This window comes from Geodermatophilus marinus, assembly GCF_003428645.1.
Lineage (GTDB): Bacteria > Actinomycetota > Actinomycetes > Mycobacteriales > Geodermatophilaceae > Geodermatophilus.
In genome coordinates, this window is record NZ_QVQH01000019.1 from 39,696 (window position 1) to 61,925 (window position 22,230).

Genomic DNA, 22,230 nt, shown 5'->3' on the forward strand with positions numbered 1-22,230 from the left:
GCCGTCAGCGCCAGGGGTCGGTGACCTCCCGCAGCCGGGTCAGGATCGCCCGCAACCGGGCGGCGTCCTCCTCGCCGAGGTGGGCGGTCCACTCCGCCTCCACCGCGACCTCCACCCGGCGGGCCACCGCGAGGGCGGCCTCCCCCCGCTCGGCCAACCGCACCAGCCGGGCGCGGGCGTCGGTGGGGTCGGGCACCCGCCGCACGTACCCGGTCCGCTCCAGCTGGTCGACCAGGTGCCCGGCGGTCTGCTTGGTGACCAGCGCCTGGGCGGCGAGGTCGGTCAGGCGGGTGCCGTCGGGGCCGACGCGCGCAGCGATCCGGCCCTGGGCGGGCGTGAGGTCGTCGAACCCGGCCGCGGCGAGGCCGGCCAGGACCCGGGCCTCCATCGCCCGGTGCGGGTAGAAGCACAGCAGGCCGAGGTTCTGGTGCGTGTCGGCCACGATCCCCCTTGACGGTCAGACGATCTGACGAGATGGTACGAGCATCGTACCAATCGAGGAGATGCCATGGACGTCGACGAGGTCTGGCGGGCCATCGACACCGAGCGGGCAGCCCTGGCCGAGCTGTTCTGCGACCTGTCCCCCGAGGAGTGGGCGACCCCGTCCCTGTGCGCGGGGTGGCGGGTGGGCGACGTCGCCGTCCACCTCACCCAGGCGCACATGGGCCTCGGGAAGGCCCTCGTCGCCGCCGTCCGCGCGCGAGGGGACTTCGACCGGATGATCCGGGACTCGGCGCTGCGCGCCGGCCCGCTGCCACCCGCGGAGTGCGCCCGGCGGCTGCGGGCCATGGTCGGCTCCCGGCGCACCGCGCCCTTCATCACCCCGATGGAGCCGCTCACCGACGTCCTGGTGCACGGCCAGGACGTCGCCGTCCCGCTGGGCCGGGACCACCCCGTGCCGGCGGCGGCCGCGGCCGCGGCCGCGACGCGGGTGTGGGGGACGGACTTCCCGTTCCACGCGCGGCGCCGGCTGGCCGGGCTGCGGCTGGTCGCCACCGACGCCGACTGGGCCGTCGGCTCGGGCGCCCCGGTGGAGGGCCGGTGACCGCGCTCCTGCTGCTCCTCACCGGCCGGGACGCCGTGCTCGACCGGCTCTCCGGCGAGGGGGCGGCCCGCCTGTCCGCGCGCCGGCACGGCGACGCGCTCGGGAGCTCCCGGTGACCTGGGGCCTCGTCGTCGACGTCCCGGCACCGGTGGAGGTCTACGACGCCGTGCACGCCGAACTGCTCCGTCGGACCGGCGGGGCGGTCGACGGCCTGCTCGTGCACCTCGCCCGCGCGATCGACGGGGGCTTCCAGGTGGTCGAGGTGTGGGAGTCGCGGCAGGCCCACGACCGCTACGAGGCCGAGGTGGTCGGCCCGGTGCTCGCCGAGGTCGGGGCGCAGGCCCCGACCGGCCCCCCGCCGGGGACGGAGTTCCAGGTCCGCGGCCTGGTGCTGCCCGGCTCGGGGCTGGCCCGCTGACCGCGCCGGTGCCGGCCCGCCCGGATCAGACGAAGGCGCCGTGCCCGGTGATCGACCGGCCGACGATCAGCGTGTTGATCTCCCGGGTGCCCTCGTAGGAGTAGAGCGCCTCGGCGTCGGCGAAGTACCGGATCACGTCGTTGTCCAGGACGATGCCGTTGCCGCCGAGGACCTCCCGGGCCATGGCGACGGTCTCCCGGCCGCGGGTGGTCACGTAGCTCTTGGCCAGCGCCGCCTGGTCGTCGCGCAGGTCACCGGCCTCCTGCAGCTGGGCGACGCGGACCACCATGCCCAGCGACGCGGTGACGTTGCCGAGCATGCGCGCCAGCAGGTCCTGGACGAGCTGGAAGGACGCGATCGGCCGGCCGAACTGCTCGCGCTCGCCGGCGTACCGCAGCGCCGCCTCGTAGGCCCCCATCTGGCAGCCCACCCCGGACCACGCGACCCCCCCGCGGGTCACCTTGAGCACCTTGTTGACGTCCCGGAAGGTGTTGCCGCCCTCGAGCTTGTTCTCCGCCGGGATCCGGCAGCCGGTGAACGTCAGGTCGGCGTTCTGCACGGTGCGCAGCGAGAACTTGTCCTCGATCTTGGTGGCGGTGAAGCCGGGCGAGCCCTTGTCGACGACGAAGGTCTTGACCTGGTCGTCGGCGACGTCGCGGGCGAACACGACGACGTGGTCGGCGAAGGTGCCGTTGCCGATCCACCGCTTGGCCCCGTCGAGCACCCACTCGTCACCCTCGCGCCGCGCGGTGGTGCGCAGGCCTCGGGCGACGTCGGAGCCCCCCTCGGGCTCGGTGAGCGCGAACGCGCCGACGGCTTCCAGGCGCATCATCGCCGGGATCCAGCGCTGCCGCTGCTCCGCCGAGCCCAGGATCATGATCGAGCCCATCGCCAGGCCGTTGTGCACCCCCAGGAAGGTCGCCATCGACGGGTCGACCCGGGAGAGCTCGAGGGCCTGGAAGCCGTTGTAGAGCCGGGAGGTCGCCGGCCGGCCGTCCCACTCGTAGCCCCGGCCGACCGCGCCCACCTCGGCGAACCGCGGGATCAGGTCCATGGGGAACTCGGCGGCCGCCCAGGCCGCGTTCACCCGGGGACGGACCTCGGTCTCCAGGAAGTCCCGCAGCGCCCGCAGTTCCTTGCACTCGTGCTCGGGCAGCAGCGACTCGTAGCCGAAGAAGTCCCCGGTCAGCAGATCGGACATGCGTCCACCCCTCGTGACGTCGTCGTCCCGGAGTGGCTACCCGCCGGTAGCCGGATCACGCGCCCGGGCTGCGCGCAACCGGTCACCCCTGCCCGCAGCGGGCTCACCACACCGTGCGGATCGCCGGGAACCCCAGGAGCGCAGCGTCGCTGGTCACGACGGGCAGGGACTCCAGCACCGCCTGGGCGACGATCACCCGGTCGAACGGGTCACGGTGGGCCCACTGCAGGCTGCCGGCGGTGAGCGCGTGGGCCCCGGTGATGGGGAGCTCCTCCGCGCGGAGCCTGGCGAGGTGCTCCCGGTACCCGTCCACCACGGCGGCCGCGCCCTGCAGCTTGCCGAGCCGGTGCTTCGTGGCGAGCTCCCAGGCACTGGCCGCGGACACGTACACGGTGGTCCCCGGCGCCCGGAGGGAGTCGAGGGTCGCCGCCGGGATGCGTCGTGGCTCCAGCAGGACCCACAGCAGGGCGTGGGTGTCGAGGAGGAGCGAGCTCACTCCCACCGGGCCAGTTCGTCCTCCGGCAGCGGCTCGAAGAAGGACTCGGGGACGGAGCCCACCACGAAGCCGACCGGCCGGGGTGCGGGTTCGTCGACCGGCACGAGCCGCACCACCGGGCGGCCGCCGCGCGCGATGACGACCTCCTCGCCGCGCTCGGCGGCCGCGAGCAGCTGGGACAGCCGCGTCTTGGCCTCCTGCACGTTGACGTACGTCACGGGTCGACGGTAGGGCAGGTCAGCCAACCTGGCCAGCCCAGCTTGGCCAACCTGCTCCGGAGTCAGTTGAGCACGCGGGTGCCGGCCGGGAGGGTGCCGCCCGCGACGATGCCGGCGGTGGCGTCCTGCAGGGCGGTGAGGGCGACCCGCTGGGTGAACGGGCCGGTCGAGACGCGGGCGACGCCGAGGTCCTGCAGCTCGCGGGCCGGCAGCGAGGCGCCCGGGACGCTGATCAGGCTCAGCGTCCCGCGGCCCAGCCCCTCGACGAGGGTCTCGACCTCCTCCCGGGCGACCACGCCGGGGACGAAGACGACCGGGGCCCCGGCCGCCAGGAAGGCCCGGCCGCGGCGCACCGCCTCGGCCAGCGCGCGGTCCCGGTCGCCGTCGGCGTGGAGGACGGCGTCGGTGCGGGCGTTGAGCACGAAGTCGATCCCGGCGTCCCGGCCGGCGCCCAGCACCGCCTCGACGGCGGCCACCGCGTCGTCGAGGGGCCGCATCCCGTCCTCGAGGTTGCCGCCCACGACACCGGCCTCGACGGCCCGGCGGGTGGTCTCCCCCGCGTCGCCGTAGCCGGCCTCCATGTCCATGCTCACCGGCAGGTCCACGGCGGCGGTGATCCGCCGGACCATGTCCAGGTGCAGGTCGAGCGGGATGTTCTCGCCGTCCTCGTAGCCGAAGGTCGCGGCGATGCCGTGGCTGGCGGTGGCCAGGGCGCGGACGCCCTCGGTGGCGGCGACGACCCGGGCGGAGACGACGTCCCACACGTTGGCGAGCACCAGGATCTGCGGCGCGGCGTGCAGGTCGGCGAGGGCGCGGGCGCGGGCGGCGAGGTCGGTCACGGGCCCACCGTAGGGGCCCCGGCCCGCCGGGTCAGGCGCGCTCGCGCAGCGCGCGCAGGGCTGCCTTCCGGGCGTCGCCGGTCAGCCGGTCCAGGAAGACCCTGCCGTCGAGGTGGTCGACCTCGTGCTGCAGCGCCCGGGCCATGAGGCCGCTGCCCTCGAGCCGGACCGGCTCGCCGTGGACGTCGAAGCCCTCGACCACCGCGTGCATCGCCCGCACTGTCGGCGCCCAGATGCCGGGGATGGACAGGCAGCCCTCGTCGCCGTCCTGGGTCTCCTCGGACAGCTCGACGACCCGCGGGTTGACGACGTGGCCGATGCGCCCGTCCACGTTGTACGAGAACGCGCGCAGCCCGACCCCGATCTGCGGGGCGGCGACGCCGGCCCGCCCGGGGTGGTCGACCGTCTCCTCGAGGTCGCGGACCAGGGCGGCGAGCTCCTTGTCGAACGAGCGCACCTCGTCGGCGGGGGTGCGCAGGACCGGGTCGCCGAGCTCGCGGATGGGGCGGACTGTCACGCCGCGCAGTCTCTCAGCCGCGGGTGCGCCGACCGACGAGGACCATCTCGTCGCGGTGCACCACCTCGCGGCGGTACTCGGGGTCGAGCTCGCCGGTCTTGCGGCCGAAGAGCGCGGGCATCTCCCGGGCGTCGTAGGCGACCAGCCCGCGGGCCACGACCGCCCCGTCCGGCCCGACCAGCTCCACCGGGTCGTCGGCGAGGAAGTCACCGGTCGCACCGGTGATGCCGGCGGCCAGCAGCGAGGCGCCGCGCTCGCGCAGCGCGCGCACCGCCCCCTCGTCGAGCAGCAGCCGGCCCCGGGGGCGGCTGGCGTAGCGCAGCCAGAACTGCCGGGCGCCGGGACGGCGGCCGGCCACGGCGAACATCGTGCCGACCCGCTCCCCCGCCAGCGCGGCCGCCGCCTGCGCGGTGGAGGTGACGACGACGGGCACCCCGGCGTGCGCGGCGATGAGCGCGGCCTCGACCTTGGTGGCCATCCCCCCGGTGCCCACCCCGTTGCGGCGCGCCGACCCCAGGGTGACCGCGGCGAGGTCGTCGGGGTCGCGGACGGTGTCGAGCAGCCGCGCCGGGCCGGTCCGCGGGTCGCCGTCGTAGACGCCGTCGACGTCGGAGAGCAGCAGCAGCGCGTCGGCCTGCGCCACGTGCGCCACGAGCGCGGCCAGGCGGTCGTTGTCGCCGAAGCGGATCTCCTCGGTGGCGACCGTGTCGTTCTCGTTGACGATCGGCAGCACGCCCAGGGTGAGCAGCCGCTCCACGGTGCGGTGCGCGTTGCGGTAGTGGCTGCGGCGGGTCAGGTCGTCGGCGGTCAGCAGCACCTGGCCGACGGTGACCCCGTGCCGGGCGAACGCGTCGGCGTAGGTCTGCACCAGCCGCAGCTGCCCGACGCTGGCGGCGGCCTGTGCGGTGGCCAGGTCGCGGGGCCGCCCGACGACGCCCAGCGGGGCCAGCCCGGCGGCGATGGCGCCGGAGGAGACGAGGACGACCTCGCGCCCGGCGACCCGCTGGGCCCCGAGGACGTCGACCAGCGCCGCCAGCCGGGCCCGGTCGAGGCCGCCGGGCAGCGTGGTCAGCGACGACGAGCCGACCTTGACGACGACCCGGCGGGCGCCGGCGATCTCCTGGCGGACGCTCACGCCTCGCCGTCCCCCTGGTCGTCCCCCGCGTCCGGCAGGTCCTCGTCCGACCACGTGTCGGTCAGCTCGTAGGGCACCCGGCGGGCGCGCTTGGCGGCCAGCCGCTCCTCGGCCCGCACCCGGTGCGAGGACTCCAGGCGGGTGTCGGTGCCGCGGCCGCCGAGCCCGGCGACCTCCTCGGCCGACAGGGTGCCCGCCGGCAGGGTCGGCACGAAGTCGAAGGTGACCTCGCCGATGGTGACCGCGTCCCCCTCCACCGCCCCGGCCCCGGCCAGGGCCTCCTCGACCCCGAGCCGGTTGAGCCGGTCGGCGAGGAAGCCGACCGCCTCGTCGTTGCTGAAGTCGGTCTGCCGCACCCAGCGCTCGGGCTTCACGCCGCGGACGAGGTAGCCGCCGTCCGCGTCCCGGGTGACGGTGAAACCGGTGTCGTCGACCGCGCGCGGCCGCAGGGTGATCCGCTCCGGCTCCGGCTCGGGCAGCGCGGCGCGGTGCTCCTCGACCGCGGCGGCGAGGGCGAAGCCGAGCTCGCGCAGCCCCTCCCCCGTCGCGGCGCTGACCGGGAAGACCGCGAGCCCGCGCTCCTCGATCGAGCCGCGGACCAGGTCGACCAGCTCCCGGCCGTCGGGCACGTCCACCTTGTTGAGGACGGCGACCCGCAGCCGCTCCACCAGGTCGGCCCGGTACTGGGCCAGCTCGTGCTGCAGCGCCTCGATGTCGCTCTCCGGGTCGCGCCCGGGCTCCAGGGTGGCCATGTCGACGACGTGCACCAGCACGGCGCAGCGCTCGATGTGGCGGAGGAACTCCAGGCCCAGCCCCCGCCCCTGGGACGCCCCGGGGATGAGACCGGGCACGTCGGCCATGGTGAACGTCGTGTCGCCGGCGCGGACCACGCCGAGGTTGGGGGCCAGCGTGGTGAACGGGTAGTCGGCGATCTTCGGGCGCGCTGCGGACATGGCCGCGATCAGCGAGGACTTGCCGGCCGAGGGGAACCCGACGAGGCCGACGTCGGCGATGCTCTTGAGCTCGATGACGGCGTCGAGGGCCTCGCCGGGCTCGCCGAGCAGCGCGAAGCCGGGCGCCTTGCGGCGGGTGTTGGCCAGCGCGGCGTTGCCGAGGCCACCGCGGCCGCCGTGCGCCAGCACGACGCGGGTGCCGGCGCCGACGAGGTCGGCGATCACCTCGCCGTCGGGGGTGCTGACCACGCTCCCGGCGGGGACGCGCAGCACCCGGTCCTCGCCGCGGGCGCCGTTGCGGTGGCTGCCCTCGCCGGGCCGGCCGTTGCCGGCCTTCTGGTGCGGCCGGTGGTGGAAGTCCAGCAGGGTGTGCACGTTCGGGTCGACCTCGAGGACGACGTCGCCCCCGTTTCCGCCGTTGCCACCGTCGGGGCCGCCGAGCGGCTTGAACTTCTCCCGGTGGATCGACGCGACGCCGTGGCCGCCGTTGCCGGCGGCGACGTGGACGACGACCCGGTCGACGAACGCGGCCATCTCTGCTCTACCTGCTCACTCGCTCGTGAACGCCGACGAGCGCACGGGCCGGCCGGCCCGTGCGCTCGTCGCGTGCTGCCTGGAGGTGCCTGCTCAGGCCTCGACGGCGGTGACCGAGACGGTCTTGCGGCCGCGCCGCGTACCGAAGGTCACCGCGCCCGGCTGCAGGGCGAACAGCGTGTCGTCGCCACCGCGGCCGACACCGAGACCCGGGTGGAAGTGGGTGCCGCGCTGCCGGACGATGATCTCGCCTGCCTTGACGACCTGGCCGCCGAAGCGCTTGACGCCGAGCCGCTGGGCGTTGGAGTCGCGGCCGTTGCGGGAGGACGAGGCGCCCTTCTTGTGTGCCATGTCGACGTCAGCCCTTCGTGATGTCGCGGACGACCACGTCGGTCAGGGGCTGACGGTGCCCCTGGCGCTTGTGGTACCCGGTCTTGTTCTTGAACTTGTGGATGCGGATCTTCGGGCCCTTGCCGTGGCCGACGATCTCGCCGGTCACGGTCACGCCCGCCAGGGCCTGCGCGTCGCTGGTGACGGTGTCCCCGTCGACCAGGAGCAGGGCCGGGAGCGTGACGGTGTCGCCCGCCTCGCCGGCGAGGCGGTTGACCGTGAACCGGTCGCCCACGGCCACCTTGTGCTGACGGCCACCGGCCTTGACGACTGCGTACACCACAACTCCTCGATCGCTTCTGGCGTGTCCTGCGCGCACCCCGGCACGGGGCGCCGGGTGCGGGACGGGCTGCGCTCGCCTCCCGGGCGGCACCGGTCGGTGCCCGCACCGGGGCGGTGCAACCCGACCAGCGTACCCGAGCCCCGACGGCCCCGCCGCGGGGTCCCGCCGGGTCCTGCCTCAGGAGGCGGGCGGTCCGGCCGGTCGGCTGGCCGCCCGGCGGCGGCGCGGCCGGGTCCCGGTCGGGGCGGTCTCCGCCCCGGCCGGCGCGGTCCGGGCCGCCTGGTCCTCCCCGGCCTGCTCGGTCGGCTCGTCGGCCGGCCCCGGGTCGTCGGGCCCGGCGCCGGGCGGGACGGCCTCCTCCTCGGCCTCCCCGTCGGTGCCGGCCGCGGCCGGCGCCGGGGGCAGCGGGGCGACCACCCGCACGACAGCCGTCGCCGCCGCGTCGGCCCCCGGGGCGGGGGCGGCCCCGTGCTCGGGGGCGGTGTCGGGCCGGTCGGCCGGTGCCGCGGTCCCGGCCGGGACGTCCCCGCCCGGCACCGGGAGATCGCCGCCCGGCGTCGCGACGTCGGCCGTGACCGCGTCGGCCGGCTGGGCACGCCCCGGCTCGGCGGCCACCGGCTCGGTGCTCACCGGCTCGGTGCTCACCGGCTCGGCGGCCGGCGCCTCGCCGGTGTCGTCCCCGGCCGCGCCGGAGACGATCGCGGCGTCCTCGGCCGCCCGTTCCTCGCCGGCCTGGCTGCGGTTGCGCCGCCCGCGGCTGCGCCGGCCGCCCGAGCGCTGCCCCTCGCCCTCGCCCTCGGCATCCTGGGCGCCCCGGCCGCCGGGCTCCGCGGCCCCGGCGTCCTTGCCGGCGGGCTCCTTGCCGGCGGGCTCCCTGCCGGCGGGCTCCTTGCCGGCGGGCTCCTTGCCGGCGGGCTCCTTGCCGGCCGGCTCCTTGGCCGAGCCGCCGCGGCCCGGCTCCCGGCGGCCGTTGCCGCCGCCGTTGCCGCCCCGGCGCCGCTCGTCGACGGGGTCGGTGTGCACCAGCACGCCGCGGCCCCGGCAGTGCTCGCACGGCTCGGAGAAGACCTCGAGCAGGCCCTGGCCGACCCGCTTGCGGGTCATCTGCACCAGGCCCAGCGAGGTGACCTCGGCGACCTGGTGCTTGGTGCGGTCCCGGCCCAGGCACTCGGTCAGCCGCCGCAGCACCAGGTCCCGGTTGCTCTCCAGCACCATGTCGATGAAGTCGATGACGATGATGCCGCCGATGTCGCGCAGCCGGAGCTGGCGGACGATCTCCTCGGCCGCCTCCATGTTGTTCCGCGTGACGGTCTGCTCGAGGTTGCCGCCGGAACCGGTGAACTTCCCGGTGTTGACGTCCACCACGGTCATCGCCTCGGTGCGGTCGATGACCAGCGAGCCGCCCGAGGGCAGCCACACCTTCCGGTCGAGGGCCTTGGCCAGCTGCTCGTCGATCCGCAGGGCGGAGAAGACGTCCCCCTCGCCGGTGTGGCGGGTCAGCCGGCCCGACAGCTCCGGGGAGACGTGCGCGACGTAGGCCTCGACGGTGTCCCAGGCGTCGTCACCCTGGACGACGAGCTCCTTGAAGTCCTCGTTGAAGACGTCGCGGATGACGCGGATCGCGAGGTCCGGCTCGCCGTACAGCAGCGACGGCGCCCCGCCGGACCCGTTCTGCGCGGCCTCGGCCTTCGTCTCGATGACCTCCCACTGCGCCTTGAGCCGGTTGACGTCGCGGGTCAGCTCCTCCTCCGAGGCCCCCTCGGCGGCGGTGCGGATGATCACGCCGGCGTCCTCGGGGACGATCTTCTTGAGGATGTCCTTGAGCCGCTGCCGCTCGGTGTCGGGCAGCTTGCGGCTGATGCCGGTCATCGAGCCGCCGGGCACGTAGACCAGGAATCTGCCGGGGAGGTTGACCTGCTGGGTCAGCCGGGCGCCCTTGTGGCCGATCGGGTCCTTGGTGACCTGCACGAGGACCTTGTCCCCGGACTTGAGCGCCTGCTCGATGGAGCGCTGCTTGCCGGACAGGCCCGCGGCGTCCCAGTTCACCTCACCGGCGTAGAGGACGGCGTTGCGGCCCTTGCCGATGTCGATGAAGGCCGCCTCCATGGAGGGCAGCACGTTCTGCACCCGGCCGAGGTACACGTTCCCGGCGAAGGACGTCGCCTGCGCCTGGGTGACGTAGTGCTCGACGAGCACGTCGTCCTCGAGGACGGCGATCTGGGTGCGCTCGCCGCGCTGGCGGATGACCATCGTGCGGTCCACGGCCTCGCGACGGGCGAGGAACTCGGCCTCGGTCAGGATCGGCGCGCGCCGGCGCCCGCTGTCCCGGCCGTCCCGCCGGCGCTGCCGCTTGGCCTCGAGCCGGGTGGAGCCGGTGACGCCCCGGACGTCGTCGTCGCTGGTGGTCCGCCCGTCCCGGCCGGCGCGCTCGGGGCGCTCCTCCTCGCCGTTCTCGGCCCGCTCCTCGGCGCTCCCCCGGCGCCGGCGGCGACGGCGGCGCCGGGTGCTCGTGCCGCCCTCGTCGCCCTCGGCGGTGTCGGTGTCGGTGTCGTCCTCGTCGTCGGCCCCGGCGGCCTGCTCCTCGTCGGCGTCCTCGGCCTCGTCGGTGTCCTCGCCGTCGGCGCTGTCGGCGGTGTCGTCCCCGCTGCGCCCGCGGCCCCGGCCGCGGCGGCCCCGGCGCCGGCGCCGGCTGCCGCCCGCGGCGCCCTCGTCGCGGTCCTCCGCCTCGTCGGTGTCGGTGTCGTCCTCGTCGGCGGCGGCCGGCTCCGCGTCCGCGCCGGCGTCCTGGGCCCCGGTGCCGGCCTCGTCGCCGCCGGAGCGCCGGCGGGAACGGCTGCGCCGCGACCGCGGGGCGCGGGTCTCCTCGTCGGCGCCCGGGGTCTCGGCGTCCCCGGTGTCCGGGGTGTCGTCGCGGTCCTCGTCCTCGACCGCGGGGGACTCGGCCTGGGTGCGGCGGCTGCGCCGGCGCGGCGGCGGGGGCTCGTCGGCCTCGGCCGGTGCGACGAAGCTGACGAACGCCGGCACGGTCGGGGACACCGGCGGCGGCGCGGGGTGGTCACCCGGCTCGGCCGCCCCCGCCGGGCGGGTCGCCCGCCGGCGGGGCCGGGCCACGACCGCGGTCGGCTCCGGCGAGCTGAAGTGCGCACCGAACCGGCTGAACGGGGTCTCCTCCGGCTCGGCGGGCTCGGCGGCCTCGGCCGTGGCGGCGGGCTGCTCGGTCGCCTCCGGGGTGCCCCGGTCGCCGTCGACCCCGGCCGCGGGGTCGGCCTCGTCCTCGGCCCCCTCCTCGGGTTCCTCCTCCGCCGGGCCCCCGGCGGGGACCTCCGCCGCCGGGTCGTCGGGCAGCGCCGCCGGGTCGTCGGGCAGCGCCGCCGGGTCGTCGGGCAGCGCCGCCGGGTCGTCGGGCAGCGCCGCCGGGTCGAGGCCCTCGTCGGCGGGCGCCGGCCCGGCCGGGAGGGCCTCCGGAGCGCTCCCCTCGGCGGCGGTGCGGGTGCTGTCGTCGTCCTGGTCGGCCACGAGTGGCTCGCCTCCTGTGTGGTGCCCCCGGGCGCCGGTCGGTACTGCGACAGGCGGCCGCGCAGGAGCACGGGTTGGGCGGGTCGGGCGGCGGGCGCCGGGGTGCGGCGGCTGCGTCCGGCCCACGAAGTCTGTGGGTGGCGCCCGGGTGCGAGGTCGTCGCGCCCGGGTGCCGGTGCTGCGGTGGTGCTGGTCTGCGGTGGTGCTGGTCTGCGGTGGTGCTGGTCTGCGGGGTGCGAGATCCGGGGTGCGTCACGCCTGGCAGCCGTGCCGCGCGACGGCGTGCGGCCCGGGGACCCCCGGTCAGACCGTCGCACGCTCCCCCTGGCAGCGGGCGCGCGCGGCGCGGTCCGGACCGAGCGGGTCGGCCACCGTCCCACTGTCGTCGAGCCGGCCCTGCGCCTCACGCACGGCCCGAGGGGGCAACGGCGGGCGCAGGTCGGCGACGGCAGTCAGAGCGGCCAACACGTCGTCGGGTCGAACGGCGGGCGTCACCTGCCGGACGACCAGGCTCAGTATGGCACAACCTGCTGTCCCGCCCGCCGAAGCGGCGGCCACGGCGGCCCGCGCGTCGACGTCCCGCAGGCCGTTCTTGGTGCGCTTGGCGACCGTCACCTCCTCACGGGCCAGGAACGCCGCGACCGCCGCGGCCAGGTCCTCCGGCTCGACGCCGGGCAGCTCGACCCGCCAGGCGGCGGCGTCGATCCGGTCGGCCAGCGACCCGCCGCCCTCGGCGGCCTCCACGCACTCGAGGACGTCGACGCCCGGCGGCAGCGACGCGTCGAGGGCCGCGCGCACCTCGTCGGGGTCACGGACCTCGGCCAGGCCGATCTCCACGTACTCGGCCTCGCTGGCCGCACCGGTCGGCGCGGCACCCACGTAGGAGATCTTCGGGTGCGGGCTGAAGCCGGCCGAGAAGGCCATGGGCACCCGCGCCCGGCGCAGCGCCCGCTCCAGCGCCCGCGCGAGGTCGCGGTGGGAGGCGAAGCGCAGCGGGCCGCGCTTGGTGTAGCGCAGCCGCAGCCGCTGGACCGTGGGCGGCGGGGGCGGCCCGGTGGGCTGGCGGGCCACTACCGGCCGACGACCGTGAGCGGGAGCAGGCTGCGCCCGGTCGGCCCGATCTGGATCTCGGTGCCGTTGGTCGGGCAGACCCCGCAGTCGTAGCAGGGGGTCCACCGGCAGTCGGCGACCTCTTCCTCGGAGAGCGCGTCCTGCCAGTCGTCCCAGAGCCACTCCTTGTCCAGCCCGGAGTCCAGGTGGTCCCAGGGCAGCACCTCGTGCTCGATCCGCTCGCGGGTGGTGTACCAGTCGAGGTCGACACCGAGCGGGGGCAGCTCGGCGGCGGCCGCGGCGGTCCAGCGCTCGTAGGAGAAGTGCTCGCTCCAGCCGTCGAACCGGCCGCCCTCGCGCCAGACCCGCTCGACGACCCGGCCGACCCGCCGGTCGCCCCGGGAGAGCAGCCCCTCGACGATGCCGGGCTCGCCGTCGTGGTAGCGCAGCCCGATGGAGCGGCCGATGCGGCGGTCGGCGTTGATGGCCTGCCGCAGCAGCCTCAACCGGGAGTCGATGGTCTCCGCGCTCGCCTGCCCGGCCCACTGGAACGGGGTGTGCGGCTTGGGCACGAACCCGCCGATGGAGACCGTGCAGCGGATGTCCTTGCGGCCGCTGGCCGCCCGGCCGGCGCGGATCACCTCGACCGCCAGGTCGGCGATCTCCAGCACGTCCTCGTCGGTCTCGGTCGGCAGGCCGCACATGAAGTAGAGCTTCACCTGCTGCCAGCCGTTGGCGTAGGCGGTCGTGACGGTGCGGACCAGGTCGTCCTTGGACACCGTCTTGTTGATCACCCGGCGGATCCGCTCGCTGCCGCCCTCGGGGGCGAAGGTGAGCCCCGAGCGACGGCCGTTGCGGGAGAGCTCGTTGGCGAGGGTGACGTTGAAGGCGTCGACGCGGGTCGAGGGCAGCGACAGCCCGGTGTTGGTGCCCTCGTAGCGGTCGGCCAGCTCCTTGGCGAGCTGCCCGATCTCGGAGTGGTCGGCGCTGGAGAGGGAGAGCAGCCCCACCTCCTCGTAGCCGGTCGCGCGCAGGCCCTGGTCGACCATCGAGCCGATCCCGGTGATGGTCCGCTCCCGCACCGGGCGGGTGATCATGCCGGCCTGGCAGAACCGGCAGCCGCGGGTGCAGCCGCGGAAGATCTCCACGCTCATCCGCTCGTGCACGCTCTCGGCCATCGGCACCAGCGGCTGCTTGGGGTAGGGCCACTCGTCGAGGTCCATGACGGTGCGCTTGCCGACCCGCGCGGGGACGTCGTCCCGGGTGCGGGTGACGGCGGCGATCGCGCCGTCCGGGCCGTAGGAGACCGCGTAGAAGCGGGGCACGTAGACGCCCTCGACGCGCGCGAGGCGGGCGAGCAGCTCCTCGCGGCCGCCGGGCCGGCCCTGCTCCTTCCAGGCCCGCACCACGTCGGTGATGTCGCCGACGACCTGCTCGCCGTCGCCGAGGACCGCGCAGTCGACGAAGTCGGCGATCGGCTCGGGGTTGAACGCCGCGTGCCCGCCGGCCACCACGACCGGGTGGCTCGCGTCGCGGTCGACCGCGTGCAGCGGGACGCCGGCCAGGTCGAGCGCCTCGAGCAGGTTGGTGTAGCCCAGCTCGGTGGCGAAGCTGACGCCGAGCAGATCGAAGTCGGCGACCGGGCGGTGGGCGTCGACGGTGAACTGGCCGACGCCGTGCTCCCGCATGAGCGCGGCGAGGTCGGGCCAGACGGCGTAGGTGCGCTCGGCGAGGGCGTCGTCGCGCTCGTTGAGCACCTCGTAGAGGATCATGAGGCCCTGGTTGGGCAGCCCGACCTCGTAGGCGTCCGGGTACATCAGCGCCCAGTGGACGGCGACGTCGTCCCACGCCTTGACCTGCGCGTTCAGCTCGCCGCCGACGTACTGGATCGGCTTCTGCACCTGCGCGAGCAGGGGCTCCAGTCGGGGGTACAGGGTCTCACCGCTCATGACCCGTCCAGGGTAGCCGGGTCATCCCGGGCCCCGGCCGGCGGCGGCCCCCTCGCAGGGGCCCGCCGCGAGCGTGCGAGTGGCGGGGGCGAGGGGGTCCTCGTTCAGCCCAGCTGCGGGAAGAACAGGCCGATCTCGCGGGCGGCCGACTCGCCGGAGTCCGAGCCGTGCACGATGTTGCTCTGCACCTCCAGGGCGAAATCGCCGCGGATGGTGCCGGGGGTGGCCTTGACCGGGTCGGTGGCGCCGGCCAGCGCGCGGAACGCCTCGACCGCCCGGGGGCCCTCGACCACCAGGGCCAGCAGCGGGCCGCCGGTGATGAACTCGACGAGGGAGCCGAAGAACGGCTTCTCCCGGTGCTCGCCGTAGTGCTGCTCGGCGACCTCGCGGGTCAGCGTGCGCAGCTCGGCGGCCACCAGGCGCAGGCCCTTGGCCTCCAGGCGCGAGATCACCTCGCCGACGAGACCGCGGGCGACGCCGTCGGGCTTGACCAGGACCAGGGTGCGTTCCGTCACGGGGCGGCAGCCTACGGGGCGCCGTCACCGGCGGCGTCGCCGTCCTCCCGGGGGCCCGGCGCCGCGGGATCGCGGAAGGGGTGGCCGAGCAGCTCCCTGCGGACCTGCAGCAGGTAGGCCCAGATGAGCACGAACGCCCAGCCGACGAACCACATCACGCCGTTGAGCAGGCCGGTGAGCAGCAGCGGGACCTGCAGCACGGTGCCGACGACCAGCCCGGCGGGACGGCGCTGCACCCCCGCGGCGAGCACCAGGACCGCCGCCAGCACCAGCAGCACCGTGAGCCGGCCGCCGGTCAGCCCCGGGCCGCTCTGCGCGATGCCCCGCGGCACGAAGAGGACGGCGATGCCCTCGAGCACCAGGATCGCGGCCGCCACCCCGCGCAGCGCCCGGGCCGCGCGGGCGGGGTCGGGTGCGGTCACGGGGCCTGCCCGCCGAGCAGGGTGCGGGCCTCCCCCGCCGTGATCACGCTGCCGGTGACCAGCACGCCCGAGCCGCCGAGGGCGTCGTCCGGGCCGGCCTCGGCCAGCTCGATCGCCTCGGTGAGCGCGTCGGGCAGCCGCGGGGTGACGCTGACCCGGTCGGCGCCGAAGACGTCGACGGCCAGCGCCCCGAGCTCGTCGGCGGGCATCGCCCGCGGCGAGCTGTTCCGGGTGACGACGAGCTCGGCGCAGAGGTCCTCGAGCTCGCCCAGCATGCCGCCGACGTCCTTGCCCCGGACCACGCCGACGACCCCGATCAGCCGGGTGAAGTCGAAGGACTCCCGGATCGCGTCGACGGTGGCGGCCATGCCGGCCGGGTTGTGCGCGGCGTCGACCAGCACGGTCGGGCTGGTGCGCACCCGCTCGAGCCGGCCGGGCGAGCGCACGGCGGCGAACGCGGCCCGCACCGTGCCGGGGTCGATCGGGCCGGTCGTCGACCCGGCGCCGAGGAACGCCTCGACGGCGGCCAGGGCGGTGGCCGCGTTCTGCGCCTGGTGGGCGCCGAACAGCGGCAGGAAGACGTCCTCGTACTCCCCGCCGAGGCCCTGCAGGCGCAGCTGCTGGCCGCCGACGGCGACCCGGCGCTCCAGCACGCCGAACTCGGTGCCCTCCCGGGCGACGACCGCCTCGACCTCCACCGCGCGGCGGACCAGGGTGTCGAGCGCGGCCGGCTGCTGGCGGGCGAGGACGGCGACCGCGTCGGCCTTGATGATCCCGGCCTTCTCGCCGGCGATCGTGCCGACGTCCGGCCCCAGGTACTCCGCGTGGTCCAGCGCCACCGGGGTGACGACGGCGACCCGCCCGTCGGCGACGTTGGTGGCGTCCCAGGTGCCGCCCATGCCGACCTCGACGACCGCGACGTCGACCGGCGCCTCGGCGAAGGTGGCGAAGGCCAGGCCGACCATGACCTCGAAGAAGCTCATCGGGTGCTCGCCGGCGGCGTCGACCATCGCCACGTAGGGGGCGATGTCGTCGTAGGTCTCGACGAAGCGCTCGGCGCCGACCGGCTCCCCGTCGAGCACGACCCGCTCCCGCACCGACTGCAGGTGGGGGCTGGTGAACCGGCCCACCCGCAGGCCGAAGCCGCGCAGCAGCTCGTCGACCATGCGGGCGGTCGTCGTCTTCCCGTTCGTGCCGGCGACGTGCACGACCGGCATCGCGCGGTGCGGCGAGCCGAGCAGGTCGACCAGCGCGGAGATCCGGGTCAGCGAGGGTTCCAGGCGGCTCTCGGGCCAGCGGGCGAGCAGCTCCGCCTCGACGCGGGCCAGCTCGGCGTCCCCGCCGTCCACCCGCCCGGTCCCCAACCCTGCGCTCATCCTGCTCAGGATGCCAGCCGCCGGGTTCCTAGGATGAGGGGCATGACCACCGACATCCAGATCCCGGAGACCACCGTCCCCGGAGCGGGCGCCGGTGTACCCGACAAGCCCTCGCTCGACGGCCTCGAGGAGAGGTGGGTGGCGCGCTGGGCCGACACCGACACCTACGCCTTCGACCGCCCGGCCGCCCTGGCCGCGCCGCGCGAGCAGGTCTACTCGATCGACACCCCGCCGCCGACCGCCAGCGGGTCGCTGCACGTGGGCCACGTGTTCAGCTACACGCACACCGACATCGTCGCCCGCTACCAGCGCATGCGGGGCAAGCACGTCTTCTACCCGATGGGCTGGGACGACAACGGCCTGCCCACCGAGCGCCGGGTGCAGAACTACTACGGCGTGCGCTGCGACCCCTCGCTGCACTACGACCCGTCGTTCGAGCCGCCGGCCAAGCCGGACAAGGACCAGCAGCCGGTCTCCCGGCAGAACTTCGTCGAGCTCTGCGAGAAGCTGACCGAGGACGACGAGCGCGCCTTCGAGCAGCTGTGGCGCCGGGTCGGCCTGTCGGTGGACTGGTCGAACGTCTACCGGACGATCTCGGCGTCCTCCCGCGCCACGGCGCAGAAGATGTTCCTGCACAACCTGGCCCGCGGCGAGGCCTACGCGCAGGAGGCCCCGACCCTCTGGGACGTCAGCTTCCGGACGGCGGTCGCCCAGGCCGAGCTCGAGGACCGCGAGCGCCCCGGCGCCTACCACCGGATCTCCTTCGCCGGCCCGTCCGGCCCGGTGTTCATCGAGACCACCCGCCCCGAGCTGCTGCCCGCCTGCGTCGCGCTGGTCGCCCACCCCGACGACGAGCGCTACCGGCCGCTGTTCGGGCAGACGGTCCGGACGCCGGTCTTCGGGGTGGAGGTGCCCGTGGTGGCGCACCGCCTCGCCGAGCCGGACAAGGGCTCGGGCATCGCGATGATCTGCACCTTCGGCGACCTCAACGACGTCACCTGGTGGCGGGAGCTGCAGCTGCCGACCCGCGCGGTCGTGGGCCGGGACGGCCGGATGGTCGCCGACGCCCCGGCCGGGGTGCCCGCGGAGCCGTACGCGGAGCTGGCCGGCAGGACCGTGTTCAGCGCCCAGCAGCGCATGGTCGAGCTGCTGCGCGGGTCCGGCGACCTGCACGGCGAGCCGACGGCGATCACCCACCCGGTCAAGTTCTACGAGAAGGGCGACCGGCCGCTGGAGATCGTGACGACCCGCCAGTGGTACATCCGCAACGGCGGGCGCTCGTCCGAGCTGCGGGAGGCGCTGGTCGCCCGGGGCCGGGAGATCCAGTGGGTGCCCGAGCACATGCGCTACCGCTACGAGAACTGGGTCGAGGGCCTCAACGGCGACTGGCTGATCAGCCGGCAGCGGTTCTTCGGCGTCCCGTTCCCGGTCTGGTACCGGCTGGACGACGCGGGCGAGCCGATCCACGACGACCCGATCGTGGCGGCCGAGGAGACGCTGCCGGTCGACCCGTCCTCCGACGTCCCGCCGGGGTTCAGCGAGGAGCAGCGCGGCGAGCCGGGCGGGTTCGTCGGCGACCCCGACGTCATGGACACGTGGGCGACGTCGTCCCTCTCGCCGCAGGTCGCCTCGGGCTGGGAGACCGACCCGGAGCTGTTCGCGCACGTCTTCCCGATGGACCTGCGCCCCCAGGCGCACGACATCATCCGGACCTGGCTGTTCTCCACCGTGGTGCGCTCGCACTACGAGCACGGGACGGTGCCGTGGTCGCACGCGGCGATCTCCGGGTTCGTGGTCGACCCCGACCGCAAGAAGATGTCGAAGTCCAAGGGCAACGTGGTCACCCCGATCGACGTGCTGGAGCGCTACGGCACCGACGCGGTGCGCTGGCGGGCCGCCGGTGCCCGGCCGGGGGCGGACTCGCCGTTCGACGAGGCGCAGATGAAGGTCGGCCGCCGGCTGGCCATCAAGATCCTCAACGTCGGCAAGTTCGTGCTGGGCCTGGGGGCGTCCGCCGGCCTGTCCGCCTCGGCCGCGACCGAGCCGGTCGACCGCAGCATGCTGGCCGGGCTGGCCGCGGTCGTGGACGAGGCGACCGCGGCGATGGACGCCTACAACTACACCCGCGCACTCGAGGTCACCGAGGCGTTCTTCTGGTCGTTCTGCGACGACTACGTGGAGCTGGTGAAGTCCCGCGCCTACGGGTCCGGGCCCGCCGCCGAGTCGGCCCGGGCGGCGCTGGCGACCGCGCTGTCGGTGCAGCTGCGGCTGTTCGCCCCGGTGCTGCCGTTCGTCACCGAGGAGGTCTGGTCGTGGTGGCAGCCCGGCTCGGTGCACCGGGCGCTCTGGCCGACGGCGAGCGAGCTGCCGACCGGCGGCGACCCGGCGCTGGTCGGGGTGGTCGCCACGGCGCTGGCCGGGGTGCGCAAGGCCAAGTCCGACGCCAAGCAGTCGATGCGGGCCGACGTCGCCTCGGCGACCGTGACCGCGCCGGCGGTGCAGGTGCCCCTGGTGGAGGCCGCGCGCGGTGACCTGGCCGAGGCCGGCCGGATCGCCGAGCTGACCGTCGTCGCCGGCGAGGGCCCGCTCGCCGTGGACGTCGTCCTGGCCGCCCCGACGGAGGCCTGACCGCCGGGTCTCGGCGGGCGCCGCCCGCCACCCGCCGCCCGCCGCCCGCCGCCCGCCTTGGGATCGTCGTCCCCCTGCCGGACATCTCGTCGCACCGGGTGTCCGGCAGGGGGACGACGTCGCGGTCGCCGTCCACAGATCTGTCCGCAGCGGACCGGGCGGACCGTCCGCCGACGAGGCTGCGCGGGTGCACGACATCGCCGCGCTGCTCGGCCCCGCCCGGACGGCCTCCCTCGCCGCCCTGTCGGCCGAGGTCAGCCCCCGCACCCTGACCCGGTGGCTCGGCGCCGGCCGGCTGGTGCGGCTGCACCCCGGCTGGGTGACGCTGCCCGAGTGCGTCGACGACTGGTCCGTCCGGCGCATGCGGCGACCGGCTACGCGGGCGGGCCACTGAGCCACCTCAGCGCGCTCGCCGTCCACGGGCTGGCGCACGAGGCGACCCGGCTGCACGTCACGGTGCGGGAGACCGACCGGCTGCGCTCGTCCCGGCTGCTGCGCGTCCACCGGACCTCCCGTCCCCCGGTGCTCGCCGGAGCGCGCGGTCTGCCCACGACGACGGTCCCCCGCGCGCTGGTGGAGACGTGGGGCGACGCCCACCGGACGGGGGCCGTGCGCGGATACGCCGACGTGGCCGGGAACGCGGTCCTCCAGGCGGTCCGGGAGCGGCTGGTGACCGCGGACGAGGTGGCCGCCGAGCTCGCCGCCCTCCCCCGCCTGCCCGGTCGCGCCGCACTGCGCGACCTGGTCTCCCTCGTGCGCGGCGGCGCGCGCAGCTGGCTGGAGGTCTCGGCCGCCAGGGGCCTCCTCGACGTCCCCGGGCTGCCGCCGTGCACCAAGCAGTTCCGCGTGCTGCTCCCGGACGGGCCGGTCCTGCTCGACGCGGCCTGGCCCGAGGTGCGGCTGGCCGTCGAACTGGACGGGGCGGCGTTCCACGCCGGCCCGCGGGAGCGCGAACGGGACCTGCGGCGGGACGCCGCCCTGGCCGCGCTGGGCTGGCTGACGCTGCGGTTCAGCTACCTCCGGGCGACCGGGGACGCCGACGCCTGCCGGGCGCAGATCGCCGCCGTCTACCGCGCCCGGCTGATCGGTGTCCCGTGACCGGACACGACCCGGCCGCCGATGTCCGGCCGGCGGACGACGATTCCTCGGCGGCTGGCGGAGCGCTGAACGCGAGAGGCCCGGGACCTCGCCGGTCCCGGGCCTCTCGCGTGCAGTGCTGGGGTCGTTTCAGGCGCTCTTCTCGCGGGGGGCACGGGATGGCTTGCGGGGCACGATGGTCGGGTTGACGTGCTCCAGCACGACCTCCTTGGTGATCACCACGGAGGCGACGTCGTCCCGGCTGGGGACGTCGTACATCACCGACTGCAGCACCTCCTCCATGATCGCGCGCAGGCCGCGGGCGCCGGTGCCGCGGAGGATCGCCTGATCCGCGATCGCCTCGAGGGCGTCGTCGCTGAACTCCAGCTCCACCCCGTCGAGCTCGAACAGCCGCCGGTACTGCCGCACCAGGGCGTTCTTCGGCTCGGTGAGGATGTTGATCAGCGCCTCGCGGTCCAGCTTCTGCACGCTGGTGATCACCGGGAGCCGGCCGATGAACTCGGGGATCATGCCGAACTTCAGCAGGTCCTCGGGCATGACCTCGGCGAAGGCGTTGGCCTCCTCGATCTCGGCCTTGCTGCGGACCTCGGCGCCGAAGCCGATGCCCTGCTTGCCGATGCGCTGCTCGATGACCTTCTCCAGGCCGGCGAACGCGCCACCCACGATGAACAGGACGTTCGTCGTGTCGATCTGGATGAACTCCTGGTGCGGGTGCTTGCGGCCGCCCTGCGGGGGCACCGACGCCGTCGTCCCCTCGAGGATCTTCAGCAGCGCCTGCTGCACGCCTTCGCCGGAGACGTCGCGGGTGATCGACGGGTTCTCGCTCTTGCGGGCGATCTTGTCGACCTCGTCGATGTAGATGATGCCGGTCTCGGCCCGCTTGACGTCGTAGTCGGCGGCCTGGATCAGCTTGAGCAGGATGTTCTCGACGTCCTCACCGACGTAGCCGGCCTCGGTCAGCGCCGTGGCGTCGGCGATGGCGAAGGGGACGTTGAGCATCCGGGCCAGGGTCTGCGCCAGGTGGGTCTTGCCGCACCCGGTGGGGCCCATCAGCAGGATGTTGGACTTGGCCAGCTCGACCGAGTCGTCGCGGTTGCCGGCGTTGCCGGCCTGCACCCGCTTGTAGTGGTTGTACACCGCGACGGAGAGCGTGCGCTTGGCCTTCTCCTGGCCGATGACGTACTGCTCGAGGAAGTCGTGGATCTCCTTGGGCTTCGGCAGCTCGTCGAACTTGAGGTCCGACGACTCCGAGAGCTCCTCCTCGATGATCTCGTTGCAGAGGTCGATGCACTCGTCGCAGATGTAGACCCCGGGGCCCGCGATGAGCTTCTTGACCTGCTTCTGGCTCTTCCCGCAGAACGAGCACTTGAGCAGGTCACCGCTCTCACCGATTCGTGCCACCTGCTGACCTCCACCTCGGGGGAACCAGGCGCCGGGAACCGGTGCCTGCGTGTGAACTCTGCCGATGTCGCGTCTGTCGGCCCCGCCTGGTCATCTCACTCCGCGAGGCTCTCGCCCCGGCTCGGTCGGCCGGGGGTCGGGCGCTCGCCGACGGTACCTGCCGTGACCTGCCCGCCGGGGCGATGACTCGCCCGGTGTGCGGTCCCGACCACATCCGTCCCGTCCCTCCCGACGGTACGGGTCGGA

The 22,230-nt window shown here is 75.1% G+C and carries 22 protein-coding genes; 5 read left to right on the forward strand and 17 right to left on the reverse strand.

The genetic code is table 11. The features are described from left to right. Positions 1 to 4 precede the first annotated feature (4 nt). Complete coding sequence (locus D0Z06_RS18185) at positions 5 to 442, reverse strand: MarR family winged helix-turn-helix transcriptional regulator (RefSeq protein WP_233517790.1); 438 nt, start codon at positions 440 to 442, stop codon at positions 5 to 7. 66 nt (positions 443 to 508) lie between these two features. On the opposite strand from D0Z06_RS18185, the gene D0Z06_RS18190 reads away from it, so the two are divergent. Together D0Z06_RS18190 and D0Z06_RS18195 are read left to right on the forward strand one after the other, a co-directional pair. Continuing rightward, positions 509 to 1,045: a maleylpyruvate isomerase family mycothiol-dependent enzyme gene (locus D0Z06_RS18190; protein ID WP_199522401.1), complete on the forward strand. Its 537-nt coding sequence runs from the start codon at positions 509 to 511 to the stop codon at positions 1,043 to 1,045. Positions 1,046 to 1,157: 112 nt separating this feature from the next. Continuing rightward, positions 1,158 to 1,463, forward strand: coding sequence for a hypothetical protein (locus D0Z06_RS18195; protein WP_117378963.1), 306 nt, complete (start codon positions 1,158 to 1,160; stop codon positions 1,461 to 1,463). A gap of 25 nt (positions 1,464 to 1,488) precedes the next feature. On the opposite strand, the gene D0Z06_RS18200 is transcribed toward D0Z06_RS18195, so the two are convergent. The 15 genes from D0Z06_RS18200 to D0Z06_RS18270 form a co-directional block, all read right to left on the reverse strand. Then, the gene (locus D0Z06_RS18200; protein ID WP_117378964.1) at positions 1,489 to 2,664 is read right to left on the reverse strand and encodes an acyl-CoA dehydrogenase family protein; all 1,176 of its coding nucleotides are present in this window, start codon (positions 2,662 to 2,664) and stop codon (positions 1,489 to 1,491) included. Positions 2,665 to 2,767: 103 nt separating this feature from the next. Further along, positions 2,768 to 3,160, reverse strand: a complete 393-nt coding sequence (locus D0Z06_RS18205; RefSeq protein ID WP_117378965.1) for a type II toxin-antitoxin system VapC family toxin — start codon at positions 3,158 to 3,160, stop codon at positions 2,768 to 2,770. Further along, positions 3,157 to 3,378: a type II toxin-antitoxin system Phd/YefM family antitoxin gene (locus tag D0Z06_RS18210; protein ID WP_117378966.1), complete on the reverse strand. Its 222-nt coding sequence runs from the start codon at positions 3,376 to 3,378 to the stop codon at positions 3,157 to 3,159. Before D0Z06_RS18210 ends, D0Z06_RS18205 begins: the two co-directional genes overlap by 4 nt. Positions 3,379 to 3,440: 62 nt before the next feature. Continuing rightward, positions 3,441 to 4,217, reverse strand: coding sequence for an isocitrate lyase/PEP mutase family protein (locus D0Z06_RS18215; RefSeq protein WP_117378967.1), 777 nt, complete (start codon positions 4,215 to 4,217; stop codon positions 3,441 to 3,443). A 31-nt stretch (positions 4,218 to 4,248) separates the two neighbouring features. Further along, complete coding sequence (gene def / locus D0Z06_RS18220; protein ID WP_117378968.1) at positions 4,249 to 4,734, reverse strand: peptide deformylase; 486 nt, start codon at positions 4,732 to 4,734, stop codon at positions 4,249 to 4,251. A gap of 13 nt (positions 4,735 to 4,747) precedes the next feature. Further along, entirely contained in the window at positions 4,748 to 5,869 is a 1,122-nt protein-coding gene (gene proB, locus D0Z06_RS18225; protein ID WP_117378969.1) for a glutamate 5-kinase, read from the reverse strand. Beyond that, entirely contained in the window at positions 5,866 to 7,356 is a 1,491-nt protein-coding gene (gene obgE, locus D0Z06_RS18230) for a GTPase ObgE (RefSeq protein ID WP_117378970.1), read from the reverse strand. The genes proB and obgE overlap by 4 nt, the downstream gene beginning before the upstream one ends. Positions 7,357 to 7,449: 93 nt before the next feature. Then, on the reverse strand, positions 7,450 to 7,707 hold the full coding sequence (rpmA, locus tag D0Z06_RS18235; RefSeq protein WP_117378971.1) for a 50S ribosomal protein L27: 258 nt from the start codon (positions 7,705 to 7,707) through the stop codon (positions 7,450 to 7,452). 7 nt (positions 7,708 to 7,714) lie between these two features. Continuing rightward, on the reverse strand, positions 7,715 to 8,026 hold the full coding sequence (gene rplU, locus D0Z06_RS18240) for a 50S ribosomal protein L21 (RefSeq protein ID WP_089405053.1): 312 nt from the start codon (positions 8,024 to 8,026) through the stop codon (positions 7,715 to 7,717). Between the two features lie 180 nt (positions 8,027 to 8,206). Further along, positions 8,207 to 11,545: a ribonuclease E/G gene (locus D0Z06_RS18245; protein ID WP_304999764.1), complete on the reverse strand. Its 3,339-nt coding sequence runs from the start codon at positions 11,543 to 11,545 to the stop codon at positions 8,207 to 8,209. Between the two features lie 303 nt (positions 11,546 to 11,848). Beyond that, entirely contained in the window at positions 11,849 to 12,616 is a 768-nt protein-coding gene (locus tag D0Z06_RS18250) for a TIGR03936 family radical SAM-associated protein (protein WP_117378973.1), read from the reverse strand. Then, positions 12,616 to 14,544 carry a TIGR03960 family B12-binding radical SAM protein gene (locus D0Z06_RS18255; RefSeq protein ID WP_117378974.1) on the reverse strand — a complete coding sequence of 643 codons (1,929 nt, stop codon included), beginning with the start codon at positions 14,542 to 14,544 and terminating at the stop codon, positions 12,616 to 12,618. The genes D0Z06_RS18250 and D0Z06_RS18255 overlap by 1 nt, the downstream gene beginning before the upstream one ends. Before the next feature lie 104 nt (positions 14,545 to 14,648). Next, positions 14,649 to 15,059 carry a nucleoside-diphosphate kinase gene (gene ndk / locus D0Z06_RS18260; protein WP_117378975.1) on the reverse strand — a complete coding sequence of 137 codons (411 nt, stop codon included), beginning with the start codon at positions 15,057 to 15,059 and terminating at the stop codon, positions 14,649 to 14,651. A gap of 11 nt (positions 15,060 to 15,070) precedes the next feature. Beyond that, positions 15,071 to 15,481: a DUF4233 domain-containing protein gene (locus D0Z06_RS18265; RefSeq protein ID WP_117378976.1), complete on the reverse strand. Its 411-nt coding sequence runs from the start codon at positions 15,479 to 15,481 to the stop codon at positions 15,071 to 15,073. Continuing rightward, positions 15,478 to 16,857 (reverse strand): bifunctional folylpolyglutamate synthase/dihydrofolate synthase, encoded by a 1,380-nt coding sequence (locus D0Z06_RS18270; RefSeq protein ID WP_117378977.1) that lies wholly within the window; start codon positions 16,855 to 16,857, stop codon positions 15,478 to 15,480. The genes D0Z06_RS18265 and D0Z06_RS18270 overlap by 4 nt, the downstream gene beginning before the upstream one ends. A 42-nt stretch (positions 16,858 to 16,899) precedes the next feature. Here D0Z06_RS18270 and valS point away from each other — a divergent pair, with 42 nt between their 5' ends. From valS to D0Z06_RS18280, 3 genes are all read left to right on the forward strand, one after another. Then, on the forward strand, positions 16,900 to 19,485 hold the full coding sequence (gene valS, locus D0Z06_RS18275) for a valine--tRNA ligase (RefSeq protein WP_117378978.1): 2,586 nt from the start codon (positions 16,900 to 16,902) through the stop codon (positions 19,483 to 19,485). Positions 19,486 to 19,672: 187 nt separating this feature from the next. Beyond that, a complete protein-coding gene (locus D0Z06_RS25475; protein WP_158580027.1) occupies positions 19,673 to 19,879 on the forward strand; it encodes a hypothetical protein in 207 nt (68 codons plus the stop codon). Continuing rightward, the gene (locus D0Z06_RS18280) at positions 19,819 to 20,583 is read left to right on the forward strand and encodes a DUF559 domain-containing protein (protein WP_158580028.1); all 765 of its coding nucleotides are present in this window, start codon (positions 19,819 to 19,821) and stop codon (positions 20,581 to 20,583) included. Before D0Z06_RS25475 ends, D0Z06_RS18280 begins: the two co-directional genes overlap by 61 nt. 129 nt (positions 20,584 to 20,712) lie before the next feature. Here D0Z06_RS18280 and clpX read toward each other — a convergent pair whose 3' ends face one another. Beyond that, complete coding sequence (clpX, locus tag D0Z06_RS18285; protein WP_117378980.1) at positions 20,713 to 21,984, reverse strand: ATP-dependent Clp protease ATP-binding subunit ClpX; 1,272 nt, start codon at positions 21,982 to 21,984, stop codon at positions 20,713 to 20,715. Positions 21,985 to 22,230 lie beyond the last annotated feature (246 nt).

Excerpts from the sequence above, each read along its gene's own strand:
- D0Z06_RS18190 (WP_199522401.1), top strand. The coding sequence starts at position 509 with ATGGACGTCGACGAGGTCTGGCGGGCCATCGACACCGAGCGGGCAGCC.
- D0Z06_RS18200 (WP_117378964.1), bottom strand. The coding sequence starts at position 2,664 with ATGTCCGATCTGCTGACCGGGGACTTCTTCGGCTACGAGTCGCTGCTG.
- obgE (WP_117378970.1), bottom strand. The coding sequence starts at position 7,356 with ATGGCCGCGTTCGTCGACCGGGTCGTCGTCCACGTCGCCGCCGGCAAC.
- rpmA (WP_117378971.1), bottom strand. The coding sequence starts at position 7,707 with ATGGCACACAAGAAGGGCGCCTCGTCCTCCCGCAACGGCCGCGACTCC.
- D0Z06_RS18255 (WP_117378974.1), bottom strand. The coding sequence starts at position 14,544 with ATGAGCGGTGAGACCCTGTACCCCCGACTGGAGCCCCTGCTCGCGCAG.
- D0Z06_RS18270 (WP_117378977.1), bottom strand. The coding sequence starts at position 16,857 with ATGAGCGCAGGGTTGGGGACCGGGCGGGTGGACGGCGGGGACGCCGAG.
- valS (WP_117378978.1), top strand. The coding sequence starts at position 16,900 with ATGACCACCGACATCCAGATCCCGGAGACCACCGTCCCCGGAGCGGGC.